A 14,869-nucleotide genomic window follows, 5' to 3' on the forward strand; every position below is an offset into this window, starting at 1 on the left:
CGACGGCGCCTTCACAAATTGCCAGTCTACAAATTGTCGTGCTGTGGCATACCCAGTACGTGGAAACCGCCGTCTACGCGGATGATCTCGCCTGTGGTGCATGCACCGGCATCACTGCATAGATAGACCGCAGTACCGCCCACTGCCTCCAGCGTGGCGTTAGCACGCAGCGGCGCGTTCGTTTCGGTATGCTTCCACGTTTTGCGCGCACCGCCAATGGCCGACCCTGCGAGAGTTTTCATCGGACCCGGGCTGACCGCGTTGACGCGGATGCCTTCAGGACCAAGATCATTGGCAAGATAGCGAACAGCCGATTCCAGCGCCGCCTTGGCAACGCCCATAACATTGTAATTCGGCGTCACCCGATTTGAACCCATATAGCTTAGCGTCAACAGCGTCCCGCCATTCTCGACCATCATCGGATGCGCGCGGCGCGCCACTTCGATGAAACTATATGCAGAAATATCCATCGATTGTTTGAAGTTTGCCCGCGACGTATCGAGGATACGCCCGGTTAATTCAGATTTATCCGAAAAGGCCACGGCGTGGACAAGAAAGTCGAGCCTCCCCCACCGCTCCTGCAACGCACCAAAGGCTGCGTCCAGCGAGGCGTCATCGGTCACATCCACGTCGACCATGAAATCGGAGCCTATGCTTTGCGCGAGTGGTTCCAGACGCTTTCCGAAAGCGTCGCCCTGATAGGTGAATGCGAGCTCTGCTCCCGCCTCAGCACAAGCCTTGGCTATCCCCCAGGCGATTGACCGATCATTGGCAACGCCCATGATCAAGCCTCGTTTTCCCGATAACACGCCCATCTTGCAACACCTCACATAGCGGCACTTTGGCCTCAAAATCGGGTTACGTTCTACCCATGGAATCTCGACAACAGCATCGTCCCATTCGTCCCGCCAAAGCCGAAGCTATTGGTCATCACCGTATCAAGCCCTGCGTTTTCAACCAGTGCAGTGGCGATCTCTTGCGGTTTCAACGCCGGATCAAGCGTCTCGACATTGATTGACGGAATGATGAAGTCGTTTTGCAGCGCCAGCAAACAATAGACAGCCTCCTGTGCGCCAGTTGCTCCTTGGCTGTGCCCGGTCATGGACTTGGTCGAGCTGACCGGAGGAGTCGCGCCATCACCAAAGACGCGGCGTACCGCCTCAATCTCTCCGACATCGCCAACCGGCGTAGATGTTCCATGCGCGTTGATGTAGCTGATTGTGCGGTCTTCGCTGAGCGTCCGAAGCGCACTGAGCATTGATCGCTCACCACCCTCTCCTGATGGGGCAACCATGTCAGCGCCATCAGAAGTGGCACCGAACCCAGTCACTTCCGCGTAAATCTTGGCACCGCGCGCTTGTGCGTGCTCGAGGCTTTCCAGCACCACGATCGCACCCCCTCCACCGATGACAAATCCATCACGGTCTGCATCGAACGCGCGGGAGGCTCTCTCTGGCGTGTCGTTATATTTGCTCGACATCGCGCCCATCGCATCGAACAGGCAAGACAGAGTCCAATCCAACTCTTCGCCGCCACCGCCAAACATCACATCCTGATTGCCCAGTGCAATCTGCTGCGCGGCCATCCCGATACAGTGAAGCGAGGTCGAACATGCCGAGGTGATCGAGAAGTTCATGCCCTTGATCTTATACGCGGTCGCCAGATTGGCGCTTACGGTCGAGGACATCGTCTTTGGCACCGCAAATGGTCCAATACGCTTGGTCGCACCCGTTTTAAGAACGATTTGGTGCGCTGCGAGCATTGCCGAGGTTGAGGGGCCACCGGACCCAGCAATTACGCCGGTCATCGGGTTGACGACATCCTGCTCTTCAAGGCCTGCATCTTCGATTGCTTGACCCATGGCGATGTGCGCATATGCAGATCCTGGGCCCATGAAGCGCAGGGTACGCTTATCGACATGTTCTTTAATATCGAGGTCGATTGCGCCTGCAATCTGCGAACGGAAACCATGCTCGGCCATATCCTCGTTAAAGGTAATACCCGACTTGCCCGCCTTAAGCGAAGCAAGCACTTCCGCCTGATTATTTCCAATCGAGGATACGATCCCCAGCCCAGTGATGACAACGCGACGCATAGTTTCTCTCACGCCCCTGACCGACTAAGCATCGGAAAGGGCGACTTTCATATCTTTGACCTGATAGATGACTTCTCCGTCGACCTCGACCCGGCCATCGGCCACACCCATAGTCAAACGACGGGTTTGTACCGCTTTGGTGAAGTCTACGAAATATGTGAGCATTTTTCGGTCAGGGCGTACCATACCGGTCAGTTTGACTTCGCCGACGCCCAGCGCGTAGCCGCGCCCCTGCCATCCGCGCCAACCGAGATTGAAGCCAGTCAACTGCCATAGGCCGTCCAATCCGAGACAGCCGGGCATGATCGGATTTCCGGGAAAATGACAGTCGAAGAACCAGAGGTCGGGATTGATATCAAATTCTGCCACGACATGGCCTTTGCCATGCTCGCCCCCATCGCCTGAAATATCGGTGATCCGGTCCATCATGAGCATCGGCGGTTCGGGCAATTGAGCATTGCCAGGGCCGAACAACTCGCCGCGCGCACATTTCAACAGGTCCTCGCGGTCAAAGCTGGTTGGAAAATCGGTCATTCCCGGCATTACTCCTTGGTTGTAACGAATTACGCGTGATTGCGACTAGCACCGTGCATTCAGGAGGGAAAGAACGCACAGCCATTTTAGGTTGATTTCGTTCACACAGCCTATTTTGCTACGTTGCTTGCTCCATCCGCAGCGCCAAGCTCTGGCCCACGGCAAGGTTTGATGTCTTGTGGTTCCGGCCTTGTGGCCGCTGCCTTAAACTGGGCATAGTAGCCAGCCAGTTCGGGTCGGTCCTTAAATGTGACCAGCTCAAAACCAACTCGCTCGAACTCGCAGGATAGCAACAGCGGATCGATACCGTGTTGATCGGTTGGCCGATCAACATCGACCACAATCACTTGGCCGCCCTCTTTCAGCGCGGGCCATAGACGATGAAGGAACGCATAGGGCTCCTGCACCTCATGATACATATGGACGAGAAAAATCCGGTCGAAGCTTTTCTCGGGCAGTCGCGGATCGTCAGGCGCGCCTAGCTTTATCGAGACATTGTCGAACCGCTCTTTCTCGACCCGGTTACCGAGGCGCTCAAGCGCGTCCTCATCGATATCCTGCGCAAGCACACGGCCTTCTGCGCCGACCCGCTTGGCCAAACGAACGGTGTAATACCCCTCGCCTGCGCCGATGTCGGCGACAGTCGTGCCGAGTTCGATCTCCGCAAGGTCCATAACGGTTTCCGCTTCGCCCGCCGCATCACGCGCGGTCTCGGTCGAGAATTCATTCGAACCCAAATCGGATACCGGGCGATCTGGCAGAGGGAACGCACGCGCAGTTTCTGGGCGATCACTCTCGTCGACGGTCGGCTTGCAGCCAGCAACCGCCACAATAATCGACAATGCCACAACCGCGCCGCGCATTATTCCACATCCTCCACGTCTACCGTTTCACCGGTAACACGTTGCGCCAGCGCAGCCGAGATAAATTCGTCAATCTCGCCATCAAGGACATTGCCCGGCGAACTTGAAGTCGCGCCAGTGCGCAAATCTTTGACCATTTGGTAAGGCTGTAAAACATAGGAACGTATCTGGTGGCCCCAACCGATTTCGGTCTTGGATTCGTACTCCGAACCCGCAGCCGCTTCACGCTCAGCCATCTCTTTTTCGTAGAGACGCGCTTTCAGCATATTCATCGCGGTTGCGCGGTTCTTATGCTGGCTACGGTCATTCTGGCTGGCGACGACAATGCCCGTGGGTTGGTGCGTTATCCGTACCGCAGAGTCGGTCGTGTTGACGTGCTGTCCGCCCGCGCCCGAGGCGCGGTAAGTGTCGATCTTCAGATCGCCTTCATTGATATCAACTTCAAAATCATCGTCGATGACGGGATACACCCAGACCGAGCTAAAGCTCGTGTGCCGCTTCGCAGCGCTGTCATATGGGCTGATCCGAACGAGGCGATGAACACCACTTTCGGTCTTGGCATAACCGTAAGCATTCTCGCCTTTGACCAGCAAAGTTGCCGATTTGATGCCAGCTTGATCGCCGGCGTGGTAGTCAACCATTTCGACTTTGTAGCCGCGCTTTTCGGCCCAGCGCGAATACATCCGCTGGAGCATTTCGGCCCAATCCTGGCTTTCTGTACCGCCGGCACCTGCGTGAATCTCGATATAGGTGTCATAGCCATCAGCTTCGCCCGCGAGCAGTGCTTGAACCTTGTCTGCATCAGCACGGTCGGCAAGCTTTTGCAAGCTGGCGTGACCATCGTCGACGATGTCCTCATCGCCTTCAGCTTCGCCCATTTCGATGAATTCAATCGCGTCAGCCATTTCGGAGGAGATTTCGCGTACCGTGCCGACACCGCTTTCGAGCACGCGGCGCTCGCGCATAATCTTCTCGGCCTCTTTCGGATTGTCCCACAGAGTCGGGTCTTCGACACGCGCATTAAGCTCGTCCAAGCGGCGCAAAGCGCGCTCCCAATCAAGCGACATCCGCACCAACTGCAGCGCAGCTTCGATCCGTTCGATATTGGCCTGCCCTTCGGCACGCATGACATTATTCTCCCAAGGGTAGGCCCAGCATTCGCGGTCCGCTTAGCGGACAGATGAGGTTTGTAAAGTTAAGCAGCACAGTAAGCGGGGGCACAGGATGGCTAATAGATACCACCTTGATCTTCGACAAAGTCCTCCGGCGCTTCTTCCCTAGAAGACGCCGTTGCCTGCTCACCCTGCGCTGCAGAGCCCTGCTTGATCAGCGCGATGATTTCTTTGCGCTTGCTCTCGATCTCATCACGGCGAGTAATCCGCGGTGGTTCGGTATCAGGCTTGAAAGCTTCCCAAATCACGCTCGCTTTGGGATCGCTACCGGGCCACGCGTCGAACACACGCTTGCCCGAGATACGGTCCACGCGCACCATTCGCACACCGGCGGGCGCTACAAACGGATCACCGCTCATGCGCTCCTTGGTTTCGCTAAAGAACTGGCGAACAATCGGCGCAGCGACCGTGCCGCCCTGCGCATAGCCGCCCAGATTACGCGGTGTGTCATAGCCGATATAGGCGCCTGCAATCACATCGGGCGTGCCGCCAACAAACCAAACGTCCTTTGGACCTGTGGTCGTGCCGGTTTTGCCGAACATTGGAAGACCAAGGCTACGTAGCGCTGTGCCAGTGCCCCGTTTTACAACACCTTCGAGCATATGCACGGTCTGGAACGCGGTACGCGCATCGAGCGCTTGTTCGCCGCCTGGTGCTATACGCGGCATGGCTCCACCATCCCATTCGGGCATATTGCAGCCATTGCAGGCCCGCTTATCCGCGCGGTAAATCACCTTGCCACGGCGATCTTGCACATAGTCGATAACCGTCGGCTGGTTGAGACGCCCATGATTGGCGAGCGCAGAGTAAGCGCTGACCATCTTCATCACAGTAGTCTCGCCCGCACCCAGCGCGAACGCCGGATAAGGTTCGTAGCTGCCAATACCGACATTCTCGATCATATCGACGACTTTGGGCATTCCTGATTCCATCGCGATATGAACGGTCATCAGGTTGCGCGATTGCTCGAGCCCCCAACGCATAGTGTGGAGACCACCACCACCACCGCCTGAGTTGCGGAAACACTTCTCGCCGAGACGGGAACCTTGATAGTAACAGTAGGTCTGGTCGGGGATTTCGCTCGCTGGAGTCATCCCATTATCAAGACCCGTCGCATAGACGAACGGCTTAATCGTCGAGCCCGGCTGGCGGTTGGCCTGGGTTGCGCGATTAAAAGAACCAAGCCGACTATCAAAACCGCCTTGCATGGCCAGCACGCGGCCAGTCTGCGGGTCCTGCGCGACGAAGCCACCAGACACGCCGGGAAGCGTACGCACGCGGAAGCTATTGCCCGATTGCTCGACCGCAATAACATCGCCAGCCTTCAACGCGTTTGGCAAGTTAGTCAGCGGCGCTTCCTCGCCATCAGAAAAGCCGATTTTCGCAGAACCGCCTTCTCGCTCTGTCACAACACCGACACGCCAGCCCTCGTAATTTATGCCCAGGAATGAGCTGGCAAGCTGCCCGCTCCAATTGCCTGCATCCATATCGATGGTTGCGATCGGACCACCCCAACCACGATTTCCGTGATAGCGGACCATGCCGCGGCGCAGAGCATTGCGCGCTGCATCCTGCATTTCCGGATCAAGCGAAGTGCGCACCCACAACCCGCCGCCATAGACGCTGTTCTTGCAATCATCCGCAGCTTCACAGAACTGACCGATCAGCTCGCGTCGCACTTCCTCGAGGAAATAACCTGCATCGACCGAGCGGGTACGCGAACGCTGTGTAACCAGGCCCAACGGGAGAGCCTTGGCGGCATCCGCCTCTGCTGCTGTGATAAATTCGTTCTCTGCCATTTGCCCGAGAACAAAATTGCGCCGTGTCAGAGCACTCTCGGCATTCTTCGCACGGCCATAGACCTCTGGTGCCTTCGGCAAGATCGCGAGGAACGCCATTTCATGCAGTTCCAGATCGCCGACATCCTTGTCGAAATAAGCGCGCGATGCAGCCTGCACGCCGAAGCTCCGGCGGCCCAGCGGAATCTCGTTGAGATAAAGCTCCAAAATTTGCTGTTTGGTCAGCACGCCTTCGATGCGGCGCGCCAGCATCATTTCTTTCAATTTCCGCGTGACCGAATATTCGTTGGTCAGCAGAATATTCTTCGCGACCTGTTGTGTGATGGTTGAACCGCCTACCGCACGCTCATCCGACCCCAACTTACTGACATAGTCGATTACCGCGCCAGCCAAACCGCCGGCATCGATACCGCCATGGCTGAAGAAGGTTTTGTCTTCCGCAGCAAGATAGGCTTCGATCAGCGTTTGCGGAAAATCAGAATATTGCAATTGCACGCGGCGTTCACGCGCATAGGAGTGAACAATGTCGCCCTCAATACCGCGCACCACTGTTGGCAATGGCGGTTCATAGTCGAGCAGCGTTTCCGCATCAGGCAGATTGCGAGCGAGTATGATCCAAAGAACCAGCCACAACGCGAGGAATATGCCGAGCGCAACCGCGCCCCAACGGAACCAGCGCTTCTCGCGCCAGCTGTTCTTGCACCAAGCCCAAACGCCGCTTGCGTCGCGGCGAATGCGATAGCTCAAATTCTCAAATGTCGATGTCTCAGCCATAATTTGCGGAAACCTCTAGCATGGCGATTCTGACTAGCGCCAGAGCGTTTTGCACTCTCGCTGGTGATGGTGATAATTCGGTCACTTACCTACCGATTCATTCGGTGCTTTGCCGCGCGAAATATATACGGATTGCGCGAGCCATAACTTCGGCAAATTGCTGGCGCCCATTCTCGGACGATAGGCGCGCCGCATCGCTGGGATTGGTGATGAAGCCTGACTCGAATAGCACCGCAGGCACGTCAGGAGCGCGCAAAACCCCTAACGCGGCAGCACGGCGGCGTTGAGGGTGGAATTTGAGAATGCCGTTACCTTCGCGGGTTATCAAACGCGCGAACTCATCCGAGTTTTGCTGCACACGCCGCTGAGACAATTCGACCAGAATATTGCTAACATCCTGACTTTGCCCCGCGATAACGGCACCGTTTAGCGCACTCGCTTCGTTCTCGCGTTCGGCAAATCGCGCCGCAGCTTCACTCGATGCTTCGTCAGACAGCGTATAAATGCTCGCACCGCTCACGGTGGTGACCTCACCAGACGAATCGGCGTGGATTGAAATGAACAGATCGGCATCCAACCTGCGGGCAATCTCGGGGCGCTCCTCGAGAACCAGAAATGTGTCGTCATCCCGTGTGAGCGCTACGCGAATACCACCCTCTTCAACCAGCTGATCTCGCAACGCTTGTGCCAGTCCCAGCACCAAGTCTTTTTCGCGGTAACCTGCGCCAATCGCTCCCGGATCATGCCCACCGTGCCCAGCATCAATGACGACAAGCGGACGCGAACGGTCTTCCGGCCCCAGAATCTCGGGCAGATCAACCGGTTGGCCAGCCTCCGGCAACGCGAGACGAATGACATAGTCGCGCCCCAAATGCGGCACAGGAATCGATAGTCCGAGCGCATAGAGCCCGCCAATAAGCAGAACAGGTGCCAGAAAAATCAGCCAAAGTTGCATACGCAGCGACATTGCGCGCCTTTGTTACTGTCTTGCGTATACATTGCGCAATATGGTTGCGGTAAGAAACCCACGGTGCTAGCAATCGCTGCGTTGGAACGGGTTCGCCTTATTCACTCCGCAGGATGGAAATTCAGCGGCTTAGAATTAAGAAACTCACCAACAAGAACTCGGGCAATCGCCCAAGTCATTCACAGGTTGATGCAGACATGAGAAGCCTCTCCCCGATCCACTCGCAGCAGCCACAGCGCTGCGGCGTAGCGTGGACGGACCGGGCAGCGCACACAATGCGCACTCTCCTCTCGGCAGACACATCACCCCGGCATGATGCGCAGAAACGCGTCGGCCGGTTTTATAACACCGCTGCGACCAAGATGGTCGGCGGTTTTCACACATATTTGCGTCACTCATCGGTAGGACTGAACCCGTGTTTGGGCCCGCCCGGCGGCGCATGGAGACAATTCAATGGCAACGCGCATGCTAATCGATGCGCGCCACTCGGAAGAGACCCGGGTGGCGGTACTAAAAGGCAACCGGATTGAGGAATTCGACTTTGAATCTGCCGAACACAAGCAGATCAAAGGTAATATATATCTAGCGAAAGTTACGCGGGTCGAGCCCTCGTTGCAGGCGGCATTTGTCGACTTTGGCGGTAATCGCCACGGCTTCCTTGCCTTTAACGAAATCCATCCAGACTATTACCAGATCCCGACAGAGGATCGCGAAGCGCTGCTCGCTGAAGAAGCTGAAGCCGCTGAGGAAGAGGCGCGCCTGCGCGCTGAAGAGGAAGAAGAAGGCAATGTTCCCGGTGAGGAATATGATGCCGATGACGAATCCTCCGAAGCGCTAGCGGAAGACCTTGCCGAAGACGGCATGGAAGAAATCGACACATCCGAAAAAGACAAAGTCGCGACCATCGAAGAAGGCCATGTTGATGGCGACGATGATGACAGTGACGATGACGATTCGGACGATGAAGAAGATACTTCCGAAGACGGCGACGGAGACGAGAAACCCAAGGGCCGTCGCGGTCGCGGACGCCGGGGTCGCAATGGCAAAGGTCGCCGCCAAGGTGGCGGTAAAGGCCGCAGCCGTGCAAAAGAAGTAGACGAGGTTCGCGCCAAGCGTATGGCGCTGCGTCGCCGCTACAAGATTCAGGACGTTATCCAGCGCCGTCAGGTTCTGCTCGTCCAGGTCGTAAAAGAAGAGCGTGGCAATAAGGGCGCTGCTCTCACCACCTATCTTAGCCTTGCCGGTCGCTACACCGTGCTTATGCCCAACAGCAGCCACGGCGGCGGTATCAGCCGCAAGATTTCCAGCGCGCAGGATCGCAAACGCCTGAAGCAAATCGTTGGTGATCTTCAGCTGCCCAAGACGATGGGGCTGATCGTCCGCACTGCCGGCCTCAGCCGCACCAAGACCGAGATCAAGCGCGATTTCGATTATCTTGCCCGCCTATGGGACGAAATTCGTAACAATACGCTTGGCTCCAGCGCCCCTGCCCTGATCCATTCGGACAGCGACCTGATCAAGCGCGCGATCCGCGATATTTACAATCGTGAGATCGAAGAAGTGATTGTCGAGGGTGAAGACGGCTACAAGCTGGCCAAGGGTTTTATGAAGATGCTGATGCCCAGCCATGCGCGCCGGGTGAAGGCTTATTCAGACCCGGTGCCGCTGTTCCAGCGCTACGGAGCGGAAGATCAGCTGCGCGCGATGTATGACCCCGTGGTCCAGCTCAAATCGGGCGGCTACCTGGTTATCAATCCGACCGAAGCCTTGGTTTCGATCGACATCAACTCAGGCCGTTCGACCAAAGAGCACGGTATCGAGCAAACTGCGACCGCCACTAACGTAGAAGCCGCGCGCGAAATCGCCCGTCAACTGCGTTTGCGCGATATGGCCGGTCTGGTCGTGATCGACTTCATTGACATGGAATACAATTCCAACGTCCGCAAAGTCGAACGCGCGATGAAGGACTCGCTCAAGAACGACCGTGCACGCATTCAAGTCGGGCGTATTTCGGGCTTTGGTTTGATGGAAATGAGCCGTCAGCGCCTCCGCACCGGCGTGCTCGAGGCATCGACTCGCGAATGTCCGCACTGCGATGGCACCGGCCTTGTCAGGACCGCATCGTCTGCCGGTCTATCGGCCCTGCGCTTGATCGAAGACGAAGCAGCCAAAGGTAAGGGCACTGTCATCCAACTGGGTGCGAGCACCGAGGCGGCTGTCTATCTGCTCAACACCAAGCGCAGCGAACTGACTGAAATCGAAGATCGCTACAATGTGACCGTCGAAGTCATGCCCGAGGGTGAAGACGAAGGCGCGAAAATGTCGGTCGCAAGCTCCGGCCCTCGTCCGACCGAAGCGCCAAAATTCGAACCAATCGTCGATGATGACGATGATGATGACATCGAAGAAGAAGCTTATGAGGACGAAGATGATCGTCCGCAGAAGAAGCGTCGTCGTCGCGGCGGTCGTGGCCGCAAGAAAAACACCGATGGCAGCGATGAAAGCGGATCCGACCAGCGCGGGCATCAGCGTGATGAAGAGCTCGATGAAGACGGTAAGCCTAAGAAAAAGCGCCGCCGCCGTGGTGGACGCGGTCGCCGTGGTGGCCGTAACCGGAACAATAATGGCGCCGAAAACGGTGACAATAACGGTGACGACAATGAGGTAACGGCAGATGACGCCAAAAACCTCGATAACGTGTCGGAGCAGGTGAAAGAGGACATGGCGGTCGTTGCTGGTCCGGATGATGCACCGCAAACCGCGGAAGCTGCAGCCGAAGAGAAGCCAAAGCGGAAGCGTGCCCCTCGCAAGAAAAAGGCGGATGACGCAGCCACTGAAGAAGCGGCGGCTGAAGAGAAGCCCAAAGCTAAGCGGGCTCCACGTAAGAAGAAGGCTGACGCTGATGCTCCCAAGGCCGACGTAGACGCACCAAAGGCGGAAGAAGCTGAAAAGCCCAAAGCCAAACGTGCTCCACGCAAGAAGAAGGCTGACACTGCTGACGCATCTGCCGAGGAAGCTAAGGAAAAGCCGAAGCGCGCTCCTCGCAAGAAGAAAGCCGATACCGAGGCTGCCGATCCGGCGAAACCCGCACCGGCAGCGAAAGCCAAATCATCTGCTAAAGCTGACGAAACCGCCAGCGAAGATCAGCCCGCCAAGAAGCGCGGCGGCTGGTGGCAGCGTACTTTCGGCGAGTAATTAACTCTCCAGAACAATCGAACGCCACTCTTGTGAAAGCAGGGGTGGCGTTTGGCTTTTCTGACGAAAGGAAAGTCTAGGTGGCCGCCTTCACGCCAACGCCCCATTCCATCCACCCGACAGGCTTCGGTGTTTTGGGTGTGTAGCGCTCACCCAATTGCTCGACTTCGAAACCGCCATCGCGCACAGCGGTGGTGATCGGACGCGTCAGATGGCAACCGCCTGCAATCGGTTTCCAGATCGGCTCGATCCGATCTTGCCATTTTGCAACGGATGCATCAGGCGCCCGGCCGTGCTCCAAATAGAGCAGCTTCCCACCCGGCTTCAGAATGCGCCGCATTTCACGGACGACCTGCGCCTGATTTTGAACCGAACACATCGTGTAAGTGCACACCACGGTGTCAAAGCTGGAATCTTCAAACGGGATTGCCTCGCCAATCCCGTCGCGAATATCGGCTTTCCAGCCCTTCTTCTCAGCCTCTGACTTGGTATATTCTAGCAGCTTCGCGCCCGGATCGATCCCCGCATAGCTGGTGATCGCAGCATCATTGTAGAATTGCTGGTTGATCCCCCCGCCACAGCCGATCTCAAACACATCGCCTCTGGCCATAGGTACGAGCTGTGACCGCAACTTCATAATTTGCGGCGCGCCGCAGGCCAGCTTGATTACGCGCGGCACGCCGTGCTCATCCCACCATTTTACAATGCCCATTTTCGCTCTTCCCAATTGCGTGCCCCGGCGGCATGATACCCGAAAAATAACCGTTGAGGGGATAATTCATGGCCAAGGTTCATCGCACACCGGATTCACGCTTCGCAGATGTCCCCGACTACCCCTTCGATCCACGCTATCACATCCTCAAAGATGGGCTTCGGCTGCATTATGTTGACGAGGGCCCGCGCGATGCCACTCCCGTCCTGATGATGCATGGTGAGCCAAGCTGGAGCTTCCTCTATCGCAAGATGATCGGGCCTACGGTCAACGCAGGATATCGAGTTTTGGCGCCCGACCTCATCGGCTTTGGCAAATCAGACAAACCGACGTCAAAGAGCGAGTTTTCCTATGCGGGTCACGTCGCGTGGATGCGCGAGTGGTTCGAAGCGATGGGGCTGAACAATGTTGTCCTCGCTTGTCAGGACTGGGGTTCGCTGCTTGGATTGCGGTTAGTTGCTGCAATGCCCGACAAATTTTCTGCGGTAGTACTATCGAATGGCGGTTTGCCCGCAGGCCAAGAACCACCGCCAGCCTTCGCAAAGTGGCGCACTTTCGCCAAAATGAGTCCGATCTTCCCGATTGGCGGAATCATCCAGAAGGCAACGACATCCGAACTAAGCGATGCCGAGGTCGCTGCCTATAACGCTCCTTACGATACGCGCGGTAGCAAGGCCGCAGCACGGATATTCCCCGCCCTCGTCCCGCTGGGCGAGAATGTGGCGGTGCCCGATCAGTTGAAAGCGTGGAAAGCGCTCGAGCAATTCGACAAGCCCTTCACCTGTTGCTTTAGCGACAAAGACCCAATCACACGCGGCGGTTTTGCGACATTTCAAGAACGCGTTCCCGGAGCAAAACACGACTTGCACCGCACTCTAAAGGGCGGACACTTTATTCAAGAAGATGATCCGGAAGGGTTCGTCGGCGCAATTCTCGACACGGCGAAAATGGCCGGAGTCTAACAAGCCCGCGTCTGAGTAATCGGCGACTACGGCTCGATCCGTGAGCCATCGAATGCAAACAACCCGCCGCTATCGCTTGGCGTAAGGCCATTTAGCGTGCGGAGCAGATTGCGCGCGGCGGCCACGGGTTTGGTCAACTGACCATCGGGCAAATTGCTCTGAAATGGCTTGGACAAATCGCTATCGACTGTGCCGGGGTGAAGTGCGGCGACCACAGCTTGCTTGTGTGTCCGGCCAAGCTCGATGCCGAAGTTCTTGATCAGCATGTTCAGCGCCGCTTTTGAAGCACGATAGGAGTGCCACCCGCCCAAGCCATTGTCACTGATCGATCCGACCCGCGCAGACAGCGCAGCAAAAATTGCCCGCCTGTCACGCGGCAGCAACGGCAGGAAGTGCTTGGCAATCATTGCCGGACCGATCGTGTTCAGGTGCAGCACTTCAGCCATCGAGGCGCCATCGAGCGCGCGATAGCTGCGCTCCGGTCCAGTGCCATTGCTCAAGGTCAGAACACCAGTGGCAACGACTACGAGATCGGGCGCGAGATCAGGCTGATGCTCTTTGACCAACGTAGCAGCAGCAGCGATGCTGTCTTCGTCACGCAAGTCAAAGCGGAACGGGATGGTAGTATCTCCCGCAACCGCGTCACCATTTCGTGATCCGGCGAAGATTGTTCCGGTGCCATCTGCGGCCAATGACTCGCACAGCGCCGCCCCGATTCCGCCGGAAGCCCCGAAGATCACCGCGCAGCCCGGCTTTCCGGCTTTGTCATATCCTACATTGCTCATGTCGGTTAGACGGGCGAATGGCTCGCTCGTTCCCCCATTCGTTCCACTGTTCGTTCAATCCTTTGCAATGAACGTGAAATATTGTTCATCAGAACCCTGTTCCATGTGTTCCATCCTGTAGGAATTACGGGCGAAACCGGCGCGCAAACGCTTGTGTCACACGGCAGAATCGTTACATAGGCAGCAACTAGAAAGATCAGGAATTTCTCTCCATGGCGACCTTCACTCTTCCCAAAAACTCCAAAATCAACGGCAAAGGGAAAACCCATTCTGCCGATGGCGCTGGGCGTGTGAAGAAATTCAAAGTCTATCGCTACGATCCCGATACGGGCGAAAACCCGCGTTACGACACATACGAAATTGACCTCGACAATTGCGGGCCGATGGTTCTGGACGCTCTGTTCAAGATCAAGAACGAGATTGATCCGACGCTGACGTTCCGCCGGTCCTGCCGCGAGGGGATTTGCGGGTCGTGCTCGATGAATATGAACGGCAAGAACGGCCTCGCCTGCACCTCTGCGATTGAGGACATGAAGGGCGAGATCCGCATTACCCCACTGCCGCATATGGAAGTGATCAAGGACCTCGTTCCTGACTTCACCCATTTCTACGCGCAATATGCCTCTATCCGTCCTTGGTTGCAGGCGGTTACGCCGACACCAAGCGGCAAGGAACGGCTGCAGAGCCCCGAGCAGCGCGAACAGCTTGATGGCTTGTATGAGTGCATCCTGTGCGCTTGCTGCTCGACCAGCTGCCCGTCATACTGGTGGAACAGCGACAAGTTCCTTGGCCCTGCTATTCTGCTGCAAGCCTATCGCTGGCTGGCAGATAGCCGCGATGAAATGACCGGTGAGCGTTTGAACGAGCTGGAAGACCCCTTCCGCCTGTATCGCTGCCACACGATCATGAACTGCGCGAATGTATGCCCCAAGGGTCTAAGTCCGGCCAAGGCAATCGCCGAAACCAAGAAGATGATGGCCGAACGGTCAATCTAAACGCTTGCTGGTGTAG

General features: G+C 56.7%; 12 protein-coding genes. 3 read left to right on the forward strand and 9 right to left on the reverse strand.

Annotated elements, in window-relative coordinates:
* Positions 1–26: 26 nt before the first annotated feature.
* The 7 genes from J9777_RS05415 to J9777_RS05445 form a co-directional block, all read right to left on the reverse strand.
* A complete protein-coding gene (locus J9777_RS05415; protein ID WP_209347732.1) occupies positions 27–782 on the reverse strand; it encodes an enoyl-ACP reductase in 756 nt (251 codons plus the stop codon).
* A gap of 83 nt (positions 783–865) precedes the next feature.
* Positions 866–2,095 (reverse strand): beta-ketoacyl-ACP synthase I, encoded by a 1,230-nt coding sequence (gene fabB / locus J9777_RS05420; protein ID WP_209347733.1) that lies wholly within the window; start codon positions 2,093–2,095, stop codon positions 866–868.
* Positions 2,096–2,119: 24 nt separating this feature from the next.
* On the reverse strand, positions 2,120–2,629 hold the full coding sequence (fabA, locus tag J9777_RS05425; protein ID WP_209347734.1) for a bifunctional 3-hydroxydecanoyl-ACP dehydratase/trans-2-decenoyl-ACP isomerase: 510 nt from the start codon (positions 2,627–2,629) through the stop codon (positions 2,120–2,122).
* Positions 2,630–2,739: 110 nt separating this feature from the next.
* Positions 2,740–3,492, reverse strand: coding sequence for a class I SAM-dependent methyltransferase (locus J9777_RS05430; protein ID WP_209347735.1), 753 nt, complete (start codon positions 3,490–3,492; stop codon positions 2,740–2,742).
* A complete protein-coding gene (gene prfB / locus J9777_RS05435) occupies positions 3,492–4,619 on the reverse strand; it encodes a peptide chain release factor 2 (RefSeq protein ID WP_209347736.1) in 1,128 nt (375 codons plus the stop codon). Before prfB ends, J9777_RS05430 begins: the two co-directional genes overlap by 1 nt.
* Positions 4,620–4,720: 101 nt before the next feature.
* Positions 4,721–7,237, reverse strand: coding sequence for a transglycosylase domain-containing protein (locus J9777_RS05440; protein ID WP_209347737.1), 2,517 nt, complete (start codon positions 7,235–7,237; stop codon positions 4,721–4,723).
* A gap of 97 nt (positions 7,238–7,334) precedes the next feature.
* Positions 7,335–8,204 (reverse strand): N-acetylmuramoyl-L-alanine amidase, encoded by an 870-nt coding sequence (locus tag J9777_RS05445; protein WP_209347738.1) that lies wholly within the window; start codon positions 8,202–8,204, stop codon positions 7,335–7,337.
* A 453-nt stretch (positions 8,205–8,657) separates the two neighbouring features.
* Between J9777_RS05445 and J9777_RS05450 the strand changes: the two genes are divergently transcribed.
* Positions 8,658–11,399, forward strand: a complete 2,742-nt coding sequence (locus tag J9777_RS05450) for a ribonuclease E/G (RefSeq protein WP_209347739.1) — start codon at positions 8,658–8,660, stop codon at positions 11,397–11,399.
* A 76-nt stretch (positions 11,400–11,475) separates the two neighbouring features.
* Here J9777_RS05450 and J9777_RS05455 read toward each other — a convergent pair whose 3' ends face one another.
* Positions 11,476–12,111 carry a class I SAM-dependent methyltransferase gene (locus tag J9777_RS05455; protein ID WP_209347740.1) on the reverse strand — a complete coding sequence of 212 codons (636 nt, stop codon included), beginning with the start codon at positions 12,109–12,111 and terminating at the stop codon, positions 11,476–11,478.
* A 68-nt stretch (positions 12,112–12,179) separates the two neighbouring features.
* On the opposite strand from J9777_RS05455, the gene J9777_RS05460 reads away from it, so the two are divergent.
* On the forward strand, positions 12,180–13,073 hold the full coding sequence (locus J9777_RS05460; RefSeq protein ID WP_209347741.1) for a haloalkane dehalogenase: 894 nt from the start codon (positions 12,180–12,182) through the stop codon (positions 13,071–13,073).
* Positions 13,074–13,099: 26 nt separating this feature from the next.
* On the opposite strand, the gene J9777_RS05465 is transcribed toward J9777_RS05460, so the two are convergent.
* On the reverse strand, positions 13,100–13,858 hold the full coding sequence (locus J9777_RS05465) for an SDR family NAD(P)-dependent oxidoreductase (protein WP_209347742.1): 759 nt from the start codon (positions 13,856–13,858) through the stop codon (positions 13,100–13,102).
* A gap of 212 nt (positions 13,859–14,070) precedes the next feature.
* On the opposite strand from J9777_RS05465, the gene J9777_RS05470 reads away from it, so the two are divergent.
* Complete coding sequence (locus J9777_RS05470) at positions 14,071–14,853, forward strand: succinate dehydrogenase iron-sulfur subunit (protein ID WP_209347743.1); 783 nt, start codon at positions 14,071–14,073, stop codon at positions 14,851–14,853.
* Positions 14,854–14,869 lie beyond the last annotated feature (16 nt).

Source organism: Pontixanthobacter sp. CEM42, assembly GCF_017812015.1.
GTDB lineage: Bacteria > Pseudomonadota > Alphaproteobacteria > Sphingomonadales > Sphingomonadaceae > Pontixanthobacter.

What these genes read in the sequence shown, in the direction of transcription:
- J9777_RS05450 (WP_209347739.1), top strand. Translation starts at nt 8,658, where the DNA reads ATGGCAACGCGCATGCTAATCGATGCGCGCCACTCGGAAGAGACCCGG.
- J9777_RS05470 (WP_209347743.1), top strand. Translation starts at nt 14,071, where the DNA reads ATGGCGACCTTCACTCTTCCCAAAAACTCCAAAATCAACGGCAAAGGG.
- J9777_RS05460 (WP_209347741.1), top strand. Translation starts at nt 12,180, where the DNA reads ATGGCCAAGGTTCATCGCACACCGGATTCACGCTTCGCAGATGTCCCC.
- J9777_RS05465 (WP_209347742.1), bottom strand. Translation starts at nt 13,858, where the DNA reads ATGAGCAATGTAGGATATGACAAAGCCGGAAAGCCGGGCTGCGCGGTG.
- J9777_RS05430 (WP_209347735.1), bottom strand. Translation starts at nt 3,492, where the DNA reads ATGCGCGGCGCGGTTGTGGCATTGTCGATTATTGTGGCGGTTGCTGGC.
- J9777_RS05415 (WP_209347732.1), bottom strand. Translation starts at nt 782, where the DNA reads ATGGGCGTTGCCAATGATCGGTCAATCGCCTGGGGGATAGCCAAGGCT.
- fabA (WP_209347734.1), bottom strand. Translation starts at nt 2,629, where the DNA reads ATGACCGATTTTCCAACCAGCTTTGACCGCGAGGACCTGTTGAAATGT.
- prfB (WP_209347736.1), bottom strand. Translation starts at nt 4,619, where the DNA reads ATGCGTGCCGAAGGGCAGGCCAATATCGAACGGATCGAAGCTGCGCTG.
- fabB (WP_209347733.1), bottom strand. Translation starts at nt 2,095, where the DNA reads ATGCGTCGCGTTGTCATCACTGGGCTGGGGATCGTATCCTCGATTGGA.
- J9777_RS05455 (WP_209347740.1), bottom strand. Translation starts at nt 12,111, where the DNA reads ATGGGCATTGTAAAATGGTGGGATGAGCACGGCGTGCCGCGCGTAATC.
- J9777_RS05440 (WP_209347737.1), bottom strand. Translation starts at nt 7,237, where the DNA reads ATGGCTGAGACATCGACATTTGAGAATTTGAGCTATCGCATTCGCCGC.
- J9777_RS05445 (WP_209347738.1), bottom strand. Translation starts at nt 8,204, where the DNA reads ATGTCGCTGCGTATGCAACTTTGGCTGATTTTTCTGGCACCTGTTCTG.